Annotated in this window: 28 protein-coding genes; 4 read left to right on the forward strand and 24 right to left on the reverse strand. The window is 68.5% G+C overall.

What is annotated here, in order from left to right:
* Nucleotides 1-2: 2 nt before the first annotated feature.
* The 5 genes from ACFV3I_RS12860 to ACFV3I_RS12880 form a co-directional block, all read right to left on the reverse strand.
* Nucleotides 3-1595 (reverse strand): hypothetical protein, encoded by a 1593-nt coding sequence (locus ACFV3I_RS12860; protein WP_378823031.1) that lies wholly within the window; start codon nt 1593-1595, stop codon nt 3-5.
* Nucleotides 1525-1956, reverse strand: a complete 432-nt coding sequence (locus tag ACFV3I_RS12865) for a hypothetical protein (protein ID WP_136036028.1) — start codon at nt 1954-1956, stop codon at nt 1525-1527. Before ACFV3I_RS12865 ends, ACFV3I_RS12860 begins: the two co-directional genes overlap by 71 nt.
* Nucleotides 1957-2096: 140 nt before the next feature.
* Nucleotides 2097-2840, reverse strand: coding sequence for a DUF4145 domain-containing protein (locus tag ACFV3I_RS12870; protein ID WP_168443085.1), 744 nt, complete (start codon nt 2838-2840; stop codon nt 2097-2099).
* 93 nt (nt 2841-2933) lie between these two features.
* Entirely contained in the window at nt 2934-3275 is a 342-nt protein-coding gene (locus ACFV3I_RS12875; RefSeq protein ID WP_136036030.1) for a hypothetical protein, read from the reverse strand.
* The gene (locus tag ACFV3I_RS12880) at nt 3272-3577 is read right to left on the reverse strand and encodes a hypothetical protein (RefSeq protein ID WP_136036031.1); all 306 of its coding nucleotides are present in this window, start codon (nt 3575-3577) and stop codon (nt 3272-3274) included. Before ACFV3I_RS12880 ends, ACFV3I_RS12875 begins: the two co-directional genes overlap by 4 nt.
* A gap of 206 nt (nt 3578-3783) precedes the next feature.
* On the opposite strand from ACFV3I_RS12880, the gene ACFV3I_RS12885 reads away from it, so the two are divergent.
* Nucleotides 3784-3996, forward strand: a complete 213-nt coding sequence (locus tag ACFV3I_RS12885) for a hypothetical protein (protein ID WP_136036032.1) — start codon at nt 3784-3786, stop codon at nt 3994-3996.
* Between the two features lie 366 nt (nt 3997-4362).
* Here ACFV3I_RS12885 and ACFV3I_RS12890 read toward each other — a convergent pair whose 3' ends face one another.
* On the reverse strand, nt 4363-4992 hold the full coding sequence (locus tag ACFV3I_RS12890) for a hypothetical protein (protein WP_136036033.1): 630 nt from the start codon (nt 4990-4992) through the stop codon (nt 4363-4365).
* Nucleotides 4993-5291: 299 nt separating this feature from the next.
* Between ACFV3I_RS12890 and ACFV3I_RS12895 the strand changes: the two genes are divergently transcribed.
* Both ACFV3I_RS12895 and ACFV3I_RS12900 read left to right on the forward strand, forming a co-directional pair.
* Nucleotides 5292-5462, forward strand: coding sequence for a hypothetical protein (locus ACFV3I_RS12895; RefSeq protein ID WP_192576694.1), 171 nt, complete (start codon nt 5292-5294; stop codon nt 5460-5462).
* 44 nt (nt 5463-5506) lie between these two features.
* Nucleotides 5507-5827 (forward strand): hypothetical protein, encoded by a 321-nt coding sequence (locus ACFV3I_RS12900; RefSeq protein ID WP_136036035.1) that lies wholly within the window; start codon nt 5507-5509, stop codon nt 5825-5827.
* Between the two features lie 5 nt (nt 5828-5832).
* Here the strand turns inward: ACFV3I_RS12900 and ACFV3I_RS12905 are convergent, their stop codons facing one another.
* From ACFV3I_RS12905 to ACFV3I_RS12945, 9 genes are all read right to left on the reverse strand, one after another.
* Nucleotides 5833-6315, reverse strand: a complete 483-nt coding sequence (locus ACFV3I_RS12905) for an XF1762 family protein (RefSeq protein ID WP_378823035.1) — start codon at nt 6313-6315, stop codon at nt 5833-5835.
* Nucleotides 6299-6856 carry a hypothetical protein gene (locus ACFV3I_RS12910; protein WP_136036037.1) on the reverse strand — a complete coding sequence of 186 codons (558 nt, stop codon included), beginning with the start codon at nt 6854-6856 and terminating at the stop codon, nt 6299-6301. The genes ACFV3I_RS12905 and ACFV3I_RS12910 overlap by 17 nt, the downstream gene beginning before the upstream one ends.
* Nucleotides 6834-7313 (reverse strand): single-stranded DNA-binding protein, encoded by a 480-nt coding sequence (locus tag ACFV3I_RS12915; protein WP_378823037.1) that lies wholly within the window; start codon nt 7311-7313, stop codon nt 6834-6836. Before ACFV3I_RS12915 ends, ACFV3I_RS12910 begins: the two co-directional genes overlap by 23 nt.
* On the reverse strand, nt 7313-7600 hold the full coding sequence (locus tag ACFV3I_RS12920) for a hypothetical protein (RefSeq protein ID WP_378823039.1): 288 nt from the start codon (nt 7598-7600) through the stop codon (nt 7313-7315). The genes ACFV3I_RS12915 and ACFV3I_RS12920 overlap by 1 nt, the downstream gene beginning before the upstream one ends.
* On the reverse strand, nt 7597-7830 hold the full coding sequence (locus ACFV3I_RS12925) for a hypothetical protein (RefSeq protein WP_378823041.1): 234 nt from the start codon (nt 7828-7830) through the stop codon (nt 7597-7599). The genes ACFV3I_RS12920 and ACFV3I_RS12925 overlap by 4 nt, the downstream gene beginning before the upstream one ends.
* Entirely contained in the window at nt 7814-8497 is a 684-nt protein-coding gene (locus ACFV3I_RS12930; RefSeq protein WP_378823043.1) for a hypothetical protein, read from the reverse strand. Before ACFV3I_RS12930 ends, ACFV3I_RS12925 begins: the two co-directional genes overlap by 17 nt.
* A 336-nt stretch (nt 8498-8833) precedes the next feature.
* Nucleotides 8834-9097, reverse strand: a complete 264-nt coding sequence (locus ACFV3I_RS12935; protein ID WP_378823044.1) for a hypothetical protein — start codon at nt 9095-9097, stop codon at nt 8834-8836.
* Nucleotides 9094-9396 carry a hypothetical protein gene (locus ACFV3I_RS12940; protein WP_136036611.1) on the reverse strand — a complete coding sequence of 101 codons (303 nt, stop codon included), beginning with the start codon at nt 9394-9396 and terminating at the stop codon, nt 9094-9096. The genes ACFV3I_RS12935 and ACFV3I_RS12940 overlap by 4 nt, the downstream gene beginning before the upstream one ends.
* Nucleotides 9393-9791, reverse strand: a complete 399-nt coding sequence (locus ACFV3I_RS12945) for a hypothetical protein (protein WP_378823045.1) — start codon at nt 9789-9791, stop codon at nt 9393-9395. Before ACFV3I_RS12945 ends, ACFV3I_RS12940 begins: the two co-directional genes overlap by 4 nt.
* A gap of 26 nt (nt 9792-9817) precedes the next feature.
* Here ACFV3I_RS12945 and ACFV3I_RS12950 point away from each other — a divergent pair, with 26 nt between their 5' ends.
* A complete protein-coding gene (locus ACFV3I_RS12950; protein ID WP_136036613.1) occupies nt 9818-10297 on the forward strand; it encodes a hypothetical protein in 480 nt (159 codons plus the stop codon).
* An 8-nt stretch (nt 10298-10305) separates the two neighbouring features.
* On the opposite strand, the gene ACFV3I_RS12955 is transcribed toward ACFV3I_RS12950, so the two are convergent.
* The 9 genes from ACFV3I_RS12955 to ACFV3I_RS12995 all read right to left on the reverse strand — a co-directional run bounded on the left by ACFV3I_RS12955 (nt 10306) and on the right by ACFV3I_RS12995 (nt 15030).
* Nucleotides 10306-10740 (reverse strand): hypothetical protein, encoded by a 435-nt coding sequence (locus ACFV3I_RS12955; RefSeq protein ID WP_378823047.1) that lies wholly within the window; start codon nt 10738-10740, stop codon nt 10306-10308.
* Nucleotides 10737-11489 (reverse strand): hypothetical protein, encoded by a 753-nt coding sequence (locus tag ACFV3I_RS12960; RefSeq protein ID WP_378823048.1) that lies wholly within the window; start codon nt 11487-11489, stop codon nt 10737-10739. The genes ACFV3I_RS12955 and ACFV3I_RS12960 overlap by 4 nt, the downstream gene beginning before the upstream one ends.
* Complete coding sequence (locus tag ACFV3I_RS12965) at nt 11476-12456, reverse strand: hypothetical protein (protein WP_378823050.1); 981 nt, start codon at nt 12454-12456, stop codon at nt 11476-11478. The genes ACFV3I_RS12960 and ACFV3I_RS12965 overlap by 14 nt, the downstream gene beginning before the upstream one ends.
* On the reverse strand, nt 12453-12779 hold the full coding sequence (locus ACFV3I_RS12970) for a hypothetical protein (protein WP_378823052.1): 327 nt from the start codon (nt 12777-12779) through the stop codon (nt 12453-12455). Before ACFV3I_RS12970 ends, ACFV3I_RS12965 begins: the two co-directional genes overlap by 4 nt.
* 65 nt (nt 12780-12844) lie before the next feature.
* The gene (locus ACFV3I_RS12975; RefSeq protein ID WP_378823054.1) at nt 12845-13591 is read right to left on the reverse strand and encodes a phage antirepressor KilAC domain-containing protein; all 747 of its coding nucleotides are present in this window, start codon (nt 13589-13591) and stop codon (nt 12845-12847) included.
* Entirely contained in the window at nt 13588-13833 is a 246-nt protein-coding gene (locus ACFV3I_RS12980) for a hypothetical protein (protein WP_378823055.1), read from the reverse strand. The genes ACFV3I_RS12975 and ACFV3I_RS12980 overlap by 4 nt, the downstream gene beginning before the upstream one ends.
* Before the next feature lie 59 nt (nt 13834-13892).
* A complete protein-coding gene (locus tag ACFV3I_RS12985) occupies nt 13893-14489 on the reverse strand; it encodes a hypothetical protein (RefSeq protein ID WP_378823057.1) in 597 nt (198 codons plus the stop codon).
* On the reverse strand, nt 14486-14761 hold the full coding sequence (locus ACFV3I_RS12990) for a helix-turn-helix domain-containing protein (RefSeq protein WP_378823058.1): 276 nt from the start codon (nt 14759-14761) through the stop codon (nt 14486-14488). Before ACFV3I_RS12990 ends, ACFV3I_RS12985 begins: the two co-directional genes overlap by 4 nt.
* Nucleotides 14758-15030, reverse strand: coding sequence for a helix-turn-helix domain-containing protein (locus tag ACFV3I_RS12995; protein ID WP_378823061.1), 273 nt, complete (start codon nt 15028-15030; stop codon nt 14758-14760). Before ACFV3I_RS12995 ends, ACFV3I_RS12990 begins: the two co-directional genes overlap by 4 nt.
* Nucleotides 15031-15095 lie beyond the last annotated feature (65 nt).

The following is a 15095-nucleotide window of genomic DNA, read 5'->3' on the forward strand; positions in this document are numbered from 1 at the left end:
CGTCAGAATCGCGCGGTCGCGAGATCCAGTTCGTCTCGGGCGACGGCGTCGCGCTTGAGCACCGCCGCCTTCGGAGGCGGCGGTGTCTTCTTCTTCGGCGACGCCTCGGACTTCAGCACGCCCCACAGCGCCCAGGTCACGGCCTGCGCCTGGCTGACTGGCTTGGTCGGGTCGGACTGCTCCCACGTCACACCGGCGCGGCCGATGTTCCGCGTCGTCGCCAGCTCGAGCGAGCGTGTGACTTCGTCCTGCGGACGATGCGGGACGAGCCCGGCGTTCACGTGCTCGATGAACAGCGTGTGCGCCGCGGCGATCTCGTCGAGGTTCATCGCGAGGTACTTGATCCCGGCGGCGTCGAGCGCGCCGATCACGGCGGCCGCGTTCTTCGCGTCGAGCACGACGAGCGCATTGCCGTACTGCGCTTTCAGCTCCTTGAGCTTCGGCGCGATCCAGCGGGTCTGTGCGGCGGTGTGGAGGTGCTCGACGGCGATCGATTCGGAGTCGACGCGGACGGCGGCGCCGATCGTGCCGTACCCGCCACCGCGGCCGAGGGCCAGCGAGAGCACGACGCCGTCGCCTCCGACCGCGGCCGCCTCGTCGGCGTGCCGCTTCCACGCCTCGAGGTCGAGGTCGGACAGCTTCGCGGCCACCTCGGGGCGCCGGCTTGGCCAGATCGAGCAGCGCTGACGTGCGAACGCATCCGGGTTGGTCTGCCCCATTCGGTTCCAGTCGTCCTGCACCGTCTTGAACGCCAGGCGGATACCAAGGCCCGGGTTCGCTTCGCGCCATGTCTGCGGGTCGCCGAGGTCGATCTTCGCCGCGGTGTCAGGGTCGTCGGAACCGACCGGGGTGTGCTCGATCCATCCGGTGCGCTCGAGGCCGCCCTTGCGGCCACGGTCGCGGAGTCCCTCGAAATACTCGCCGTCCTGATCCTCTTTCGGGACCGTGCCGGTGAACAGCACCTGCTTGTTCGGGCTGGCGTCGGTCGCGGGAAGCAGCGCCTCGAGGATCGTCAACGGGGTGTGCTGCGCCTCGTCGATGATCAGCACGTCGAAGGAGACACCGACGCCGGCGGCCCCCGTACGCGTGAAGAACACCAGCCGGTTGCCGTTCTTCAGCTCGATCGCCCAGTTGCCGTTGCCGGTCGAGATGCCCGTCACGCCCTGCGCGGTCTGCTTGCCACCGCCGACGAGCTCGGCGCGCAGGATCGGTGACGCCAGGATGATGCGGCGAGCGCGGCGGAACGCCTCGCGGGCCGTTGCGCCCTCGTGGGCGGTGTGGCCGATGAGCTTCGGTGCGCCGTCCTCGCGCGGCCACAGGTACAGGTGGGCGAGCTCGTACGGGAGCAGGATGTTGCCCTTGCCCTGCTGGCGAGACACGAGGATCCCGAACTCAGTGGCGGCCCACTGACCATCGGCGTCGATGGATGCCACCGCCTCGAGCGCGCCCTCCTGCCAGGGGTCGCACTGGACGTTGGCGAGGTCACAGATGTCGAGGACGTCGTCGAGGAGGGTGTCGACTCGGCTAGCCGGTAGCGCCCGTACCCGCGGCTCTTGCAGCCCGAGCGGCGCGAGCTTGGGCGAGTTGGTCGGCAAGGCTCAGCTCCTTCGGCGGCTCCACTGGCCCGCGGGTCGCTTCGACCGCCTTCTGGAACACGGTGGCGATGGGAGCGATGCGGGTCGGGTCCTTCTCCGCCACGGTCTTGAACACGGTGCGGAGTGTGTCGACGATGAGCTTCATGTCGTCGGTCTCGCCACCGGATTGGTCAGTGGTGTCGGCGTCGCCATTGGGCTGCTCGGTGCCGGTGGCCGCGTCGAATTTGGGCGACTTGCGACCGGACGACTTCCGCCCGGCTTCGGTGTGCGCCCGACGGCACGCCTCGTCGACCTCGACGCCCTCGCGGAGGTGTCGGCGGTAGGCCGCGTCGGTGCCACAGGGCGCTTTGGGACGTCCCATAACTCCCCCTGACTCCCAATTCCCCCATGCGCCGTTTTTACCTGCGGAGAGAGCTGCCAGGACCGCGCGGGAGGTGGGCAGCGACCGGGCGACCCTGGATTTTCTGACGATCCGGCGCCGGGCTCAGCGCGTGCAGGTTGCTACTTGTCCGTTTCGTGGCGAGCGAGGAGCCGCTTCAGACGATCGGTGACAGCGAACACGTCGTTGAGCACTTCGTCCATAAGCAGCAGCACGTCAGCTGCGTCTTGTTCGGTGACGGCGGTAGTAGCGAAGTCGCCGTGGGCCATGTCATTGCCGAGCAGTCGAATGGCGTGCGCAGCTTGCACGATCTGTGGTCGGATCAGCTGGCTCGTGCCCATCGCCTCGATCTTCGCGAATAGACCTCTTTCAGTGACGTCCTTGCTCTTCGCTGTCGCCTCGATCACAGCTCGAGCCATCAGCACGGCTGCGCGGTGAGCACCTATGCTCAGGCATCGATGCGCTTCGTCGGCCGGGGCCGCGATCTCAGGCAATATGTCGTGATACTCCATGCCGACGGGCGCGATCGGTTCCCAGTACTGCACCCCTTGTCGCAGAAGCGATGCAAGCTCGGTGCGACGCATCTGAGGGTGCGCGTGGGACACGGAAGTTTGCACTCCGTCAACGGCGTCGAGCACACCGATTTGGGTTGTGCCGCCGATGACGAATCGATGGCACGCGGTGCACTGAAAGGCTGCCTCAACCCGACGCGAGCGCTCGTCGATCCAGCGCACGCTGTCTTCCACGTAGACCATGTGCGTGATCTTCTTGCAGTGAGGGCAGGTGTGGTCAGCCTGGGCGGTCATGACACGACCGTACATGCGGTGCACACCGCGGTAGAAGTCGGCGAGGTCAAGCGTCGCCATGGTGTACTCGCCTCCTATTCGATGGGTACCCATTGGCGCGCGGGATGCCGAGGCCGCCGACGGCGTATCTTCAGCCCACCGGCAGGACTGCCGTCAGTCTCCCCCGCTCGTCGCGAGGGCCGGGGCGGCCTCGATCATCAGGGCGTCCCGCTCCTCGGGGCTCAGACCGTCAGCCTCGACGATCTCGTCCGCGATCATGCCGCGTGCGCCATACGGGCTGCGGGGCGTGACGATCGCGACCGGGTCGATGCTCAGTGCGTCGGCGTGCTCCTGCCCTGCCTGCTTCGTGGGAGCGAGGACGATGATGCGGCGCGTCGGGTCAGGTGCGACGTCGACCGCCTCTACGGGATCGCCCAGCACGTCGGCCAGGTCCTCCCAGCCGGCCCCCGGCTCGCCCTCAGCGACGACGACGTCGACGTGGTTGCTCGTGGTCATGATGCCTCCCAGATCTCGGTGGCGGCGTGGTCGCTCTTGAGCGAGTTGCAGCGGCGGTGCATCGGGACGAGCACCTGGCCGACGAGGCGGCCGCCGTTCGCGATCGCGGTATCGTGGTCGGCGGTGAAGCTCATCCGGTCAGTGGATGACAGGTCAGTGTCGATCGGCTCGCCGCATCCCCAGCCAGACGGTGAGCCGTGGCCGCAGGGCAGGTTCTCCGCCTTCGTGCGGCGCTTCAGCGCGGCTTGCTGGCGGCGGTAGGCGCGATGCCCCTTTCCGTCCCGAACTCTCTTCGCAGCCACGATGACACCTCCATAGGCGCTGGCGCTCGGACTGAGGGGCGGACGCACTCACGGACCGGAACGCGGCGCGAACCCTCAACCCTCCGCCCGAGGAGCCTTCGAGCATTCATCTATGGTGCGATCGCGTGTCGAGCCTTGTAGATGTTGCTCATCCACGGGACGATGCGGGTCTACCGAAGCGCTGGGCTGAGGACGAACGGAGCATCATGGCAGTGATCCAGGTGGAGGTGCCGGATAGGAAGATCTTGGAGCACCTCGTAAAGGAGCGGAGACTCATCGTGGGCGAAGTCATCGCAGCGCCGCAACTCGAGGTGGCGACGATACCTGCGACAGCTAACACGGACGTTCGGCATCAGGTGCAGGTGTCGCTCGTGTACCAGATCAGTGGCGAAGAGATGGAAGCTCTGCGCAAGGCGTGATTCCCGGCGGGCGGCCGGTGGACATGCCGGCCGCCCTTGGGCGTGTCCGGCCTGCTCAGCCCACGCGCGAGATAGGTGCGCCGCAGCGAAGGCAGGCCGGAAGACTGGGCCCCGCCGCCCATCACCGTTCGAATGTGCGCATCATGCGACCTGGGGACGAGGCTGCTCGCCCTCGACCGGGCTCCCGTTCATGCCGGGCGGCGAGGGGCCATGGCTAGCGAAACGGTCGCTCTGCAGAGGGATGAGAACGTGTGGTGGCGGGGCGCCCACCTGGGAACGACGGAAGCCCCGCCGGATCGGCAGGGCTTCGGTCACAGTTCAGGTGCAAGCACAGCTTAACACCGACTGGCGACACACGCGGAATCATCACGTTCGCGCGTCGGATGGGATGGATCGGGACGCGCGCTGCTTCTCCTGCATGAGTGCGGCAACCTCGTCGACGGATGAAGCGTGGACGTACTTCATGACCGTGCCGCGTGGTCCCCGGTGCTGAGCAACCACGGTCAGGTGCTCCTTCTGCACCCACCGCTGCACCTGGCGCTGGTCGACCTTCGCCCGTACAGCGGCCTGCTGCAGCGTCAGCAGCGGGTCGTACCACTCGCGCACCGGGGCGCTCGCGGGCTCGTCCTCGGTCTCGTCGTCCGGGTAGACGAACACGTCGGTGCGGCGCTCGGTCCCCCACTTCGCCATCGCGTCAGCGACCGACCAGCCGTCGCGCAGCCCCTCCACCTCTGGGTGCCGGTCGAGCACAACCTCACCCATCCACGTCATCACCTCGCGGTCGTTCGAGTAGTCCGACAAGGTGACGTGCCACCACGGCTCGAGCTTCTCGAGGACGGCGAGCGCATCGATGAGGTCAGCGTCGATCGGTGCCGGCGGCTCGGTCGCGGATGAGCGGCCACCGGGCGCCTTGTCTGTCGGTGTGGCCTTCATCGGGTCCGCCAGCGACCGCACCCGGCCGATCAGGTCGGGGCCGTCGGCGAGCAGAGCTCTCATCCGGCCGAAGCAGCGATCGCAGACCAGCGACCCGTCGCGGCACTCGCGCGGCGCGCAGCCATCGCAAGGGAACGGACCCACGTAGTCGGGCCCGCTGAACCGGCACGCGGCATAGTGCTCGCCCGGGCGCACGCACCCCCGGATGCAGTGACGGTCAGACATCGGCGATTCCTTCCGCTGACCGCAGCGCAGGAACGGGCTCGGTGATGACCATGCGATGGGCACTCATCTTGGTGCGCTTGCTGGGCTGAATCCAGAACCCGTATCTATCGGGTGCGGATGCGCGTAGCGTGAGCAACATGTGGACCGTCCTCGTCATCTTGCTCATCGTGTGGGCCGTCCTGGCCGTTGTCGGTTTCGCCATCAAGGGCCTGCTCTGGCTGGCAATCATCGGAATCATCCTGTTCGTCGGCACTGTGATCTTCGGGCTCTTGAGGAACCGCAGCCGTAACGGTCCCTCCGGGCCCTGAACGTGCTCCGCCGATCCCGGCGGAGATAACGAAGGAGCAATGCCATGTCTGTTGGAGACCACATCAAGGCGGCGTCTGAAGGCGCCTCGCATCTCACCCAGCGCGTGGTGGACGCGGTCGAACGCAAAGTCAACGATGCGACAACGGCCGTTGAAAGCGCGACGGGAACGACCGGAGAGAAGATCCGCGAGATCATCGGCCGAAGCGGGAAGGAGGAGGAGACTGCCCGTGCGGCCGCAGACGATAGGTCCGATCGGGACGCTACCGAACACTGGGCTGACGACGGCGGTGAGACGCTTACTGCGCCTCACGATCGTTCTCTGAAGCCCAAGCACATCGCTGGCCAGCATCCGGAACGCGGATAGCGAGTTCACTTTTCCGCTCCTTCCTGCTTCACCGGCACCCGGCCAGCTCTCCAACGGCGCTTCGTCTCGGTGGGCGCCGGGTCCTCTCGCGGGCGGTCCTCTCGGTCCCACGACCCGCCGCCTGTGAGGCCGTCGTCGACCCATCCGGCCGCGCGCAGGGAGACCCCGCTCTCGCTGGCGAGGGTGTAGGTGATGATCCGGTGGGGCGGGTAGCCGAGCGCGACACCGGCGCGGCGGAGCGACCCATAGATCATCGAGCAGCCGTTGCGGGTGCCGTCGGTGCAGACCCTCACGACTTCGAGGTATCCGTCACGGTCGAGCATGCGCGAGCGCGGTCGGCTCGCGATGCCCACGCCGTGAAGCACGCCGTCGGCGTCGCGGATCGACACGGTGAACTTGTGCCCGCGCGACGCCTTGTGGTGCCGGTGGTGCTCCGAGACGTAGGCATTCGCCGCCCGGAGCCCGATCGGCTCAACTCGCAGCGGCACGGTTCTCTCCCTGCTCGGTGACGGCGGATGCAGCACGCAGAGCGGCACGCATCCACAGAGCGCCCTGCAGGAAGGAGAGCCGACGGACTGCGCGAGCGGAGGCAACGTTCGCGTCGCTGGGATCGTGCGGCCACTTGCGTACCGCCTCTGCGGTCACCTGCGCGTCGGACGGTTCGCCCTGCGGCTCCTCGATGCTCCTGCAGTTCCGTGATGCTCCTGCAGTTGCGCGCTCGACCTGCACCACCTCGGAACGACGGAAGCCGAAACCAGCCGCAGCGAGTCGACCGGCGACATCGGCATAGGGCAGATCCTCCGGGCCTCGCGAGTAGCTGCCCTGCGCGATGATCCGGCGCATCCCTTCCCGCTCGTCGTCGGTCGGAGTGTGCGCCTCGCCCACGACCTTCGCCGCGGTCACTGCCAGCCCCCGCACGTAGTCCGTAAGCTGCTCCGGCGACAGTGCACCCATCCCGCCGTCGTACACCTCATCGCGCAGCGCCTTCTCGAGCTCGTCGATCAGCTCAGAACGGTGTGTCGTCGCCATAGTTCCACTCCCCTCCAGTGGGCGGCTCCGAAGTCACCCACTGCTGTTCCTGCGCCGGCGCGGACGCTGCCGGGCGCTGCTGGCCGTTGCCGTGTGCGGCGCGCGTGACCTGCGCCGTCGCGAAGCGGAGCGACGGACCGATCTCATCGATCTCGAGCTCGAACGTCGTGCGCTGGTTGCCCTCACGGTCCTGGTAGTTCCGCTGACGGAGACGACCCTGGACGATCGCGCGCATGCCCTTCGTGAACGTCGCGGCGATGTGCTCGGCGGTGTCGCGCCAGGCGACCGCACGGAGGAACAGGCTCTCGCCGTCCTTGTACCCGCCAGCCTCGCGATCGGCGATCCGGGCGGTCGACGCGATCGTGAGGTTCACGACCGGGACGCTGCCCTGCGTGAAGCGGAGCTCGGGATCGGCGGTCAGGTTGCCGACGACGGTGATGATCGTTTCGCCGGCCATCAGTCCTCGTCCCCCGGCTGCTGCGCGAACGTGACCGGGACGATCTGGCCCGCGTCGAGCGTGATGCGCGCGGACGGCATGGCCTCGATGAAGAACTCGGCCGGGACCGACACCTCGAGCTTCACGATGAAGTCGCCGGGCGCGACCTCGGCGTCGGTGGACTTGACCGTCTTCACGACCGTCATCCCTTCGAGGTTCCCGTAGTAGCTGCTCTTCGGGCGGAGGTGCAGGTACACCGTGTCCGTCAACGTCTTCGGCGTGAAGCTGCCGATCTTGATCTCGCTCATGCTGTCTTCCCCTCTTCTGCGAGCCACCGCTCGCGCTCTCCGGCGAGATACCGCCGGAGCTGTTCGGTCTTCTCCTGGAACGCCTGCGCCAGCGCGTCCTTCACCGGCAGAGCGACGAGGCGCTCCCGGCGAAGACGACGACGCCGTGCCGACGACTGCTCCAACTCGGCGATGAACTCCGCGAACCACTCGTCGCAGAGCCGCCAATCGGCCTCAGAACGGATCACCACCCCACTCCTTCCCGTGCTGGTCGAGCTCCTCGTGGTAAGTCGCGAGCTTCTCCTCGTAGATGCGGCGCGCGAGCCACTCGTCGCGCTGCAGGCGGGCCGTCCGGCAGGGCCCGCACGAGACCTTCTGGATCCCGTTCGGGTGCTCGGAGCAGCCGATCGGCGGAGCATCGAGCAGCAGCGGGCGTGCCGGCGGTGCGGGCACCGCTTCGCGCTCCCCCGCCACCGCGGCCCAGGCGTCCGCCCTCGCCGCGTCCTCCGCGCGCACCTGCGCCCTCGCGCGCTCCCGCGCCTGCTCGCGCGCCCGCGCTCCCCCCACAGCCACGGACGTCCATGGACGCTCCGACGGCGGCTCCGGGGTGTCGATCCGAGCGCCGCGGGCGTCGACCCGCAGCGGTCGGGCGAGGGCGATCCAGTGCGTGCCGCGGGCGGGGAAGATCGTCAGGAACCCGACGTCGTCCAGCATCAGCAGGTGCTCCTCGACCATCGCCGTCGCTGCTCGGCCCGGGTACAGGTCGCCTGCGATCAGCTCCGGGATAAGCTCCCGGCGCCCCATCACGTCCGTGTGTAGCCACAGCCCCATCGCGGTCGGTTTCGCCTCGTCCGGCACCCGCAGGTACTCCGGCGACTGCAGGTCGCTCGGGCTGATGAATCGTTGCTTCGTTGACACCTTGGTCGTTCCCTCTCGCGAAGCCCTCGATGCACCTGTCGAGGGCGAACTGCAGATCGTGCTCGTCAACGGCGAAGCACTCGGTCCACCCGCGGCCCATGGGCAGCAGGCCGAGCGCTTCCGTCTCCCGGCGGAACGCCTGCGGGAACCAGCGGCGCAGCACGCGCAGCGCCTCCGCCTCCCACGACGCATCCGTTCCGCGAGCGCACACGATCACCTGAGCGCCGGAGCGGATCATCATCTCCACCCGGTGCCACTTCCACGCCCGGCCCACCTTCAGCACCCGGGCCTCGGGCCAGTAGACGACGTAGGTCATCGCGAATTCAGGCATCGCACTCATCGCGTCCTCGCCTTCTTCGACGGCGCGACGTCGCCGCGCCACTCCCGATGTGCGGGCGAGACCTTCGAGCACAGCCCGAACCGGTCGAGCGAATTCGTGATCTGCCCGCAGAGGCGGCAGGCGGGCTTGCCCTCGTGGATCATGTCGACGATGCGGAGCTGCTCGAGCGTGACCGCGCGGCTCGGCGCCCACGGTTTCGCCTCGGCCTCCTGTACGGCGACGATCGACCGGGCGATGTTCGCCTCGAGCACGGCGCTCATGCTGCGTCCTCGATCAGCTCAGCCTCACGCCGCGCCTGCCATTGCCGCTCGAACTTCGCGAACGTGATCCGCGGGTGCGACTGCCAGTGCTCGACGAGCTCCTCAGACGCGTACGCGAGCGCGCGGGTCTCGTTGCCCATGAACAGCGAGAACGGGTCGATGCTCTTCTCGCGGCCACGGGCGTTCAGCATGGCGCCGTTGGTGGCCTCCTCGGCGGCCACGAACTGCGCGTACAGGGTGTCGTCGTAGTCGGCGCGGCACTCACGCCACGCGGAGAACGCCTCGCTGATGATGCTCATGCGATGGCCTCGTGCCAGAGCAGCCACTCGGCGCCGTAGACGCTGCAGCCCATCTCCATCGCGAGCGCGCGGGAGATCCGCACCCGGGTGATGCCCTCGAGGCGGAACCAGGACATCTCGAGCGGGTAGAACACGGGGACACGCTCGGGGTTCGTCACCCAGCGGCGGACCTTCCACCCGAAGCGGAGCGCCTTCGCCTGCATGTCACCCTCGCAGCCGGCGTTGCAGACAGCACAGAGCGACAGCCCGTCGACCGGGGACGGGACGTTCTTCGAGCCGCCCATGCCGACCGCGCGCCGGTGCTGGAAGGTGAGCACCATGACGCCGCAGGCGGCGCAGCGGCGCTCGTCACGGCGGTACACGGCGTCGCGCGTGGCCGCGGTCGGGGCGCTCATCGGGTCACCCCCGATAGAGTGCGGGCATGAGACGAGTCTTCGCGACGATGACGATCGCCGCTGCGGCGCTGGCCCTCGCCGGATGCAGCGGAGAGGTGGTACCGGAGGCGGCTTCGCCCGACTGCGACGCAGCTTTCGCGACGGCGAGCGAGGCGATGAACGTTCACTACGCGAACCATCCGCTGTTCGGCGCGGAGTACGACGCTATCTACGCCGACGGTGCAGTCTCGGACGAGGAGCAGGTCACCCTGGACGCGATGCTCGCTGACGAGGAAGCCAAGTTCGCCGCCCTCGTTGATCCGGTGTACGACGCGTGCGATGGGGTCGAGGACCTCTACGCGGGCGCGTTCGCTCACCGCGACGATGCCGACTGGGCTCTCCTCGACGTCGAGTCGATGAGCCGGGATGACATCAAAGCGGACTTCATCTTCGGCCATTGCTACGGGAACGAGTCGCGACCGGCCTGTTCGGACTTCGTCGTCGACGACTGGAACCGACAACTCTGAGTTCAGCTTCATCGGTGCTCTCCTCGGAAGTTGGCATTGAGGGACCGGAGGATCTCGATGTCCTCGGTCAGGGTCTTGCGCATCTCGCGTGCGTACTCGAGCGCGAGCTCGGCGACGTCGATGCGCTCCCATGCGGTGAGGACGTCGGCGTCGGACTCGGCGACGATGCGGCGGGTCTCGGCATCCCGGCCGACGGCGCGCTGTCGGGCGTAGCCGCGGGCGATGATGAGCTCGCGCTTCGCGTCCTTCACGCGCTTCGAGCGGTCGGCGAGGATAGCGGGCGCCTGCGCGATCATCGCGCGGGCCTTGAGCAGCGCGCCGGCGCACTGCACCGGCGACGGGAATAGCTGCAGGAGTTCGCCCTCGTCGAGCGCGGTGAGGTTGAGCGGGACGAGCTCGACACCCTGCTCGGTGACGGTCCCGTCGGTGTCGTCGACGATCATCGGCGTGCACCCTTCTTCTTGCGGGCGGCCTTGCGGCGGTCGGCGCGATTCTGCGGCGGGAGGTAGTCGCGCGGCGCGGGGCGCTCCGCGACGGGCGACTCGGTCGCCGCGAAGGCCGGTGCGGGCTCAGCAGTCGAGATCGCCCAGGCCGACTCGACGAGCGCCTTCCGCTGGTTGCGGGCGGTGCGGTGTAGGTCAGTGCCCGCCCGATCCGGGGTGAACGCACGAACGGCGCGTGCCTCCGTCTCGAGGGCATCGATCTGCTCGATCGTCTCGGCGGCCAGGAACTCGGCGGCCCAGTCGCGCGTAGTCGGCGCGGCCACGGCGGCACCCGCCACGGCAGCATCCGCCACGGCGGCGGGCAGGTCGCGCTCGTCGATCTCCTCCTCGATACGGATATCGCCGAGGAGGTCGCGGAACGTCTGCCGGAATGCGACCATGCGCACGGTGCGACCGAAGTGGCGCATCGGCGAGCGGTCCCACTTTCCAGACCACTCCTCCGAGGCGGCCGGGTACTGCTCCGACCAACGGATCGTGACCGTCGTCGGGATGCGCACGCCCTTGCGGTAGACCTCGACGCGCGCGAACTCCGGGTGCGCGGCGTCAGCGGTCGGCGCCCACGCCTGCAGCCAGACGACGCCATCGTCGGAGAACTCGACCGGGCCGGTGCCGTCCCACTCCCCCGAGGCGTGCACGATGTGCTCGACCTCGCCGATGGTCTTCTTCTCGATGAGCTCAGTTGTTGACATGCTCGACCTCCTGGAACTTCAGAGCGGGCGCCTTGCGGGTGGTGCGGGGGAAGTGCTTCAGCGCCGACGCCTCGAGCACTGCGAGCTCGACGCGCAGCGCCTCGACGTGCGCGTGGACCTCCGGGGCTGCGGCCTTCCATGCGACCTCGTCGATCGACACCGTCTCGGAGACCGTGGTCTGGAACCCGCCGTGCTCGGTCATGCCGACGGCGCCGAAGCGCTGCGCGCCGGGGAGCTTCGCGGTCGCCGCCTTGACCTTCTCGTTCGCGGCCTTCTCCGCCTTCATCGCGGCGTCGAGGTCGCGCTTCAGCGGCGCCCATGCGGCGACGGCGTCCGCGACCTCGTCGGGAAGGTCGTCTACATCGGGGCATCCGGCGTCGCGCCAGGCGATGAAGTTGTCGGCGCGGTCGACGAGGTACGCGATCATCTCCTCGTCGCGGGGCACAGGGATCCACGTCGCTCCGCCGACGGGCGGCATGTCGTCTTCGTCGCGGACCTCGAACCCATACAGGGCGTAGTCGGCTCCGAGGACGTGGATCTGCCACTGCATCTGCGCCATGTGCTCGACGGGGATCGACCAGGAGTCCCAGCCGAACTCGTGGGACTTCACCTCGACGACGACGAGCGCGCCGTCCTGGTCGATGCCGATCGCGTCCGGGGTCGCTCGGTGCAGGTCGTTGTCGAGCGCGGCCCACAGCGCGGCGTTGGGGGTGAGCGATGCGAGACGCTCGGCGGCCTCGTCGAGCAGGGCGGCCTCGCGGGCATGCCCGGCCTTCGTCGCCTTGTTGCCGCGGAAGGTCGAGCCGTTCATCTTCTGCTCGACGATCGTGCGGCGCGCCTTGATGCCGGCGCGTGCGATGTGCCAGGCGTCGGAGGCGGTGACGCCCTCGCCGCGCTCGAGCATCCACACGGTACGGGGTGCGTCACCGGGGACGACGACGCGGGCTGCGGTGATCTGCGGGGTCATGACTGGTCGCCCTTCTTCGGGAGCGGGATGAGGAACGCGGCGACGAACGTCGCGAGGCTGATGAGGACGCCCAGGTCGGCGCCGTTGACTCCGGTCGTCGGGTCGGCCGCGGCGGGCCCGCAGAGGGCCGCGCCGAGGAGCGCGGCGACGACCGCGCCCATGCGTCCGGGAGACAGCGGCCAGAGGCCGGGGCGATCGGTCGCGATCGGTCCGTCGATGACGGGCGCGGTGCGCTCGACGACGCTGAGGTGCCTGTCGGCGGTGAGCGGTGCGAACTCGCCGACCGGGGCGACGTTGTCGTCGGTATCCTGTGTCTGAGGCATGTGCTTGCCTTTCGTTCTCTGGTGGGGCGTCCGTTGCCGCGGGCGCCCCGCTTTCGTGTGTGGGGTCAGGGTGTGAGGGCGCCGGCGCCGAGGCGGACGCGGAGGCGTTCGATGCCCTTCGGGGTGATGCGCACCTGCGGGGCAGACGGGACCAGTTCGCCGGTGTCGCGGTCGCGGTGAGGGGGCATCGCGCGCACCTTGACGAGGCCGGCGTCGACCGCGCGGGCGTACGGGGTCCAGCGGTTCTTCTCGCCGCGGTAGATCCAGCCGAGTTCGTGGAGCTTCTCGAACAGGCGCTGCGGTCCGGTCTCGATCCCGGCGCGGGAGAGCATCGGGGCGACGTCGCGGACCGCGTAGTCGGTTCCCGCGTCGGCGATCTCCTCCCACGCCTCGGCCATCGGCGCGAGCGCGGCGATCTGCTCGTCCTTGCGGGCGATGATCTCCTGCGCCTGCACGACGGCGCGCGCCATCAGCTGCTCCGGCGTCTCGACGGCGTAGGTGCCGGTGCGGCGGATGGCCGGGATGACCTCGTGCGTCACCCACCAGCGGAAGCGGCGGGCCTCGGGCTTGTCGGACCGGATGACGACGTCGTACATGCCGGCTTCGGCGACGATCGTGACCGCGCGGCGCTGGCCGCCGGAGCTGATGTCCGTCTGGCGGATATCAGCCTCGTCGAGGCGGGCGGTGACGTTGCCGACGTTCGTGACGCCGAGCACGCCGCAGATGTCGGCGAGCACGAACCACACCTCGCCGTCGACCGGGACGGTGCGCACCTGCCGGTCGGCGTACTGGAACACCTCGAGCGCGCTCATGCGGGATCGCTTTCAAGCTCGGCGATCCCGGTCGCGAGGAACGCGCACAGCGCAGCAGCGAACAGCGCACCGAAGGCGAGCACCAGCATCAGGAGCCCCCACGGGGCCAGCACGAACGACACCCACACGAGCGCGAGCCCGAGCACGAGGTATCCGACCGCCACGCACCAGAGCACGGGGCTGAGCAGCGCCACCGCCAGGTCGACCGGACCATCCGGCGTGGTCGGGGCAGCTGTCCCCACGGTGCCCCGACCCGCCTGGCCCGATATCCCAGCGGGCACCCGGCCCCCAGACCGGGACATCATGATGCGTCCTTCGATTGCGGAGCGGCGTCCGACGCGGTGGCGGAGGGGTACACCGCCGCGTCGGACGCGTCCCCTACGATCGGGTCACAGACCGCCGACGCTGGCACGTCGGTGGCACCGATCGAAGGGGAGCCATGAGCGTTCGACACAACGGACCGAAGACGATGCAGCAGCACGCCGAGAACGCGGTCGATCACGCGGACTCCGCGGCGCGCGTCATGAACGACGCCGAGCTGCCCGACTTCAGGGACCGCGCGTTTGAGGAACTCAGCTTCGCAGTTCTGGAACTCGGGCAGGCGCTGGTGAAGCTCGCGGAGAGCAAGAGCCTCTGAGTCGATCGCATCCGCGATCTTTCGGATCCGCGCCGCGACAACCTCGGCGCGTACCGAAACAAGGTACCCGTCGTCGATCTCAGCGAGTCGGCAAGCGAGAACGTCCATGTCGACGACATGGCTTCGGCCGATCGCGCCCCGGACGAGAGCAGGGGCGACCGCCGTTTCAATAGGCTCTGCCGCATGGATATGACGCGTGAGGAACGGATAATGGCGGCCGCGATCATCATGCGGGACGCCGTCGAAGAGATGCTCGTTCACGAGGCCGCCTCCGCTTCTCGGCAGGCGGCGAACCACTCGATCACGTCGGTACGCGAGTAGCGGATCAGGCTCGACCCCGGGATCTTGTGCCAGACCGGGCCGGCTTCCTCCCCGCGCGCCCGCGCATCGCGCCAACGCTCGAGAGTCTTCGTGCTCACTTCCAGGATCTCGGCGAGTGTCTTCGGCGACATCACCATCGGCATCTGCTCGAAGCCCTCTGGCGCTTCCGACGTGGCATCGGCCGTCGCGACCGGGAAAGCAATCGTGCTCACGATGCAACCGCCTCGGCGGACTCGATCGCACGCTCAGCGCGGGCGATGATGCTCGAAGCCGACGTGCCGAGCTCCGCCGCTACCGCCGCCAAAAGAGACGGGGTGAAGGCCGCGTGCCCGTTGACGCGAGACGACAGGGTTGCGCGTCGGATTCCGAGCTTCTCGGCGATTCCCTTCACAGAAGCCGTCCGGCTCCGGGCGATCTCTGACCGCACTTCGGCGGCGACACCGGCATCAAGGCCGGTGAACCCAATTCGGTTCATCTCCATGCCGTCCACTGTGAACCGAACTCGGTTCGAAGTCAAGTTGCTTGCACCGAATGAACCGAAATGGG

The organism is Microbacterium sp. NPDC059771 (assembly GCF_042732495.1).
GTDB lineage: Bacteria > Actinomycetota > Actinomycetes > Actinomycetales > Microbacteriaceae > Microbacterium > Microbacterium sufflavum.

Bases quoted from the DNA above. Each gene is read 5' to 3' on its own strand.
- ACFV3I_RS12865 (WP_136036028.1), bottom strand. From the start codon at position 1,956: ATGGGACGTCCCAAAGCGCCCTGTGGCACCGACGCGGCCTACCGCCGA.
- ACFV3I_RS12870 (WP_168443085.1), bottom strand. From the start codon at position 2,840: ATGGCGACGCTTGACCTCGCCGACTTCTACCGCGGTGTGCACCGCATG.
- ACFV3I_RS12875 (WP_136036030.1), bottom strand. From the start codon at position 3,275: ATGACCACGAGCAACCACGTCGACGTCGTCGTCGCTGAGGGCGAGCCG.
- ACFV3I_RS12885 (WP_136036032.1), top strand. From the start codon at position 3,784: ATGGCAGTGATCCAGGTGGAGGTGCCGGATAGGAAGATCTTGGAGCAC.
- ACFV3I_RS12890 (WP_136036033.1), bottom strand. From the start codon at position 4,992: ATGAGAGCTCTGCTCGCCGACGGCCCCGACCTGATCGGCCGGGTGCGG.
- ACFV3I_RS12895 (WP_192576694.1), top strand. From the start codon at position 5,292: ATGTGGACCGTCCTCGTCATCTTGCTCATCGTGTGGGCCGTCCTGGCC.
- ACFV3I_RS12900 (WP_136036035.1), top strand. From the start codon at position 5,507: ATGTCTGTTGGAGACCACATCAAGGCGGCGTCTGAAGGCGCCTCGCAT.
- ACFV3I_RS12910 (WP_136036037.1), bottom strand. From the start codon at position 6,856: ATGGCGACGACACACCGTTCTGAGCTGATCGACGAGCTCGAGAAGGCG.
- ACFV3I_RS12915 (WP_378823037.1), bottom strand. From the start codon at position 7,313: ATGGCCGGCGAAACGATCATCACCGTCGTCGGCAACCTGACCGCCGAT.
- ACFV3I_RS12920 (WP_378823039.1), bottom strand. From the start codon at position 7,600: ATGAGCGAGATCAAGATCGGCAGCTTCACGCCGAAGACGTTGACGGAC.
- ACFV3I_RS12935 (WP_378823044.1), bottom strand. From the start codon at position 9,097: ATGAGCGCCGTGCTCGAGGCGAACATCGCCCGGTCGATCGTCGCCGTA.
- ACFV3I_RS12940 (WP_136036611.1), bottom strand. From the start codon at position 9,396: ATGAGCATCATCAGCGAGGCGTTCTCCGCGTGGCGTGAGTGCCGCGCC.
- ACFV3I_RS12945 (WP_378823045.1), bottom strand. From the start codon at position 9,791: ATGAGCGCCCCGACCGCGGCCACGCGCGACGCCGTGTACCGCCGTGAC.
- ACFV3I_RS12950 (WP_136036613.1), top strand. From the start codon at position 9,818: ATGAGACGAGTCTTCGCGACGATGACGATCGCCGCTGCGGCGCTGGCC.
- ACFV3I_RS12955 (WP_378823047.1), bottom strand. From the start codon at position 10,740: ATGATCGTCGACGACACCGACGGGACCGTCACCGAGCAGGGTGTCGAG.
- ACFV3I_RS12960 (WP_378823048.1), bottom strand. From the start codon at position 11,489: ATGTCAACAACTGAGCTCATCGAGAAGAAGACCATCGGCGAGGTCGAG.
- ACFV3I_RS12965 (WP_378823050.1), bottom strand. From the start codon at position 12,456: ATGACCCCGCAGATCACCGCAGCCCGCGTCGTCGTCCCCGGTGACGCA.
- ACFV3I_RS12970 (WP_378823052.1), bottom strand. From the start codon at position 12,779: ATGCCTCAGACACAGGATACCGACGACAACGTCGCCCCGGTCGGCGAG.
- ACFV3I_RS12975 (WP_378823054.1), bottom strand. From the start codon at position 13,591: ATGAGCGCGCTCGAGGTGTTCCAGTACGCCGACCGGCAGGTGCGCACC.
- ACFV3I_RS12995 (WP_378823061.1), bottom strand. From the start codon at position 15,030: ATGGAGATGAACCGAATTGGGTTCACCGGCCTTGATGCCGGTGTCGCC.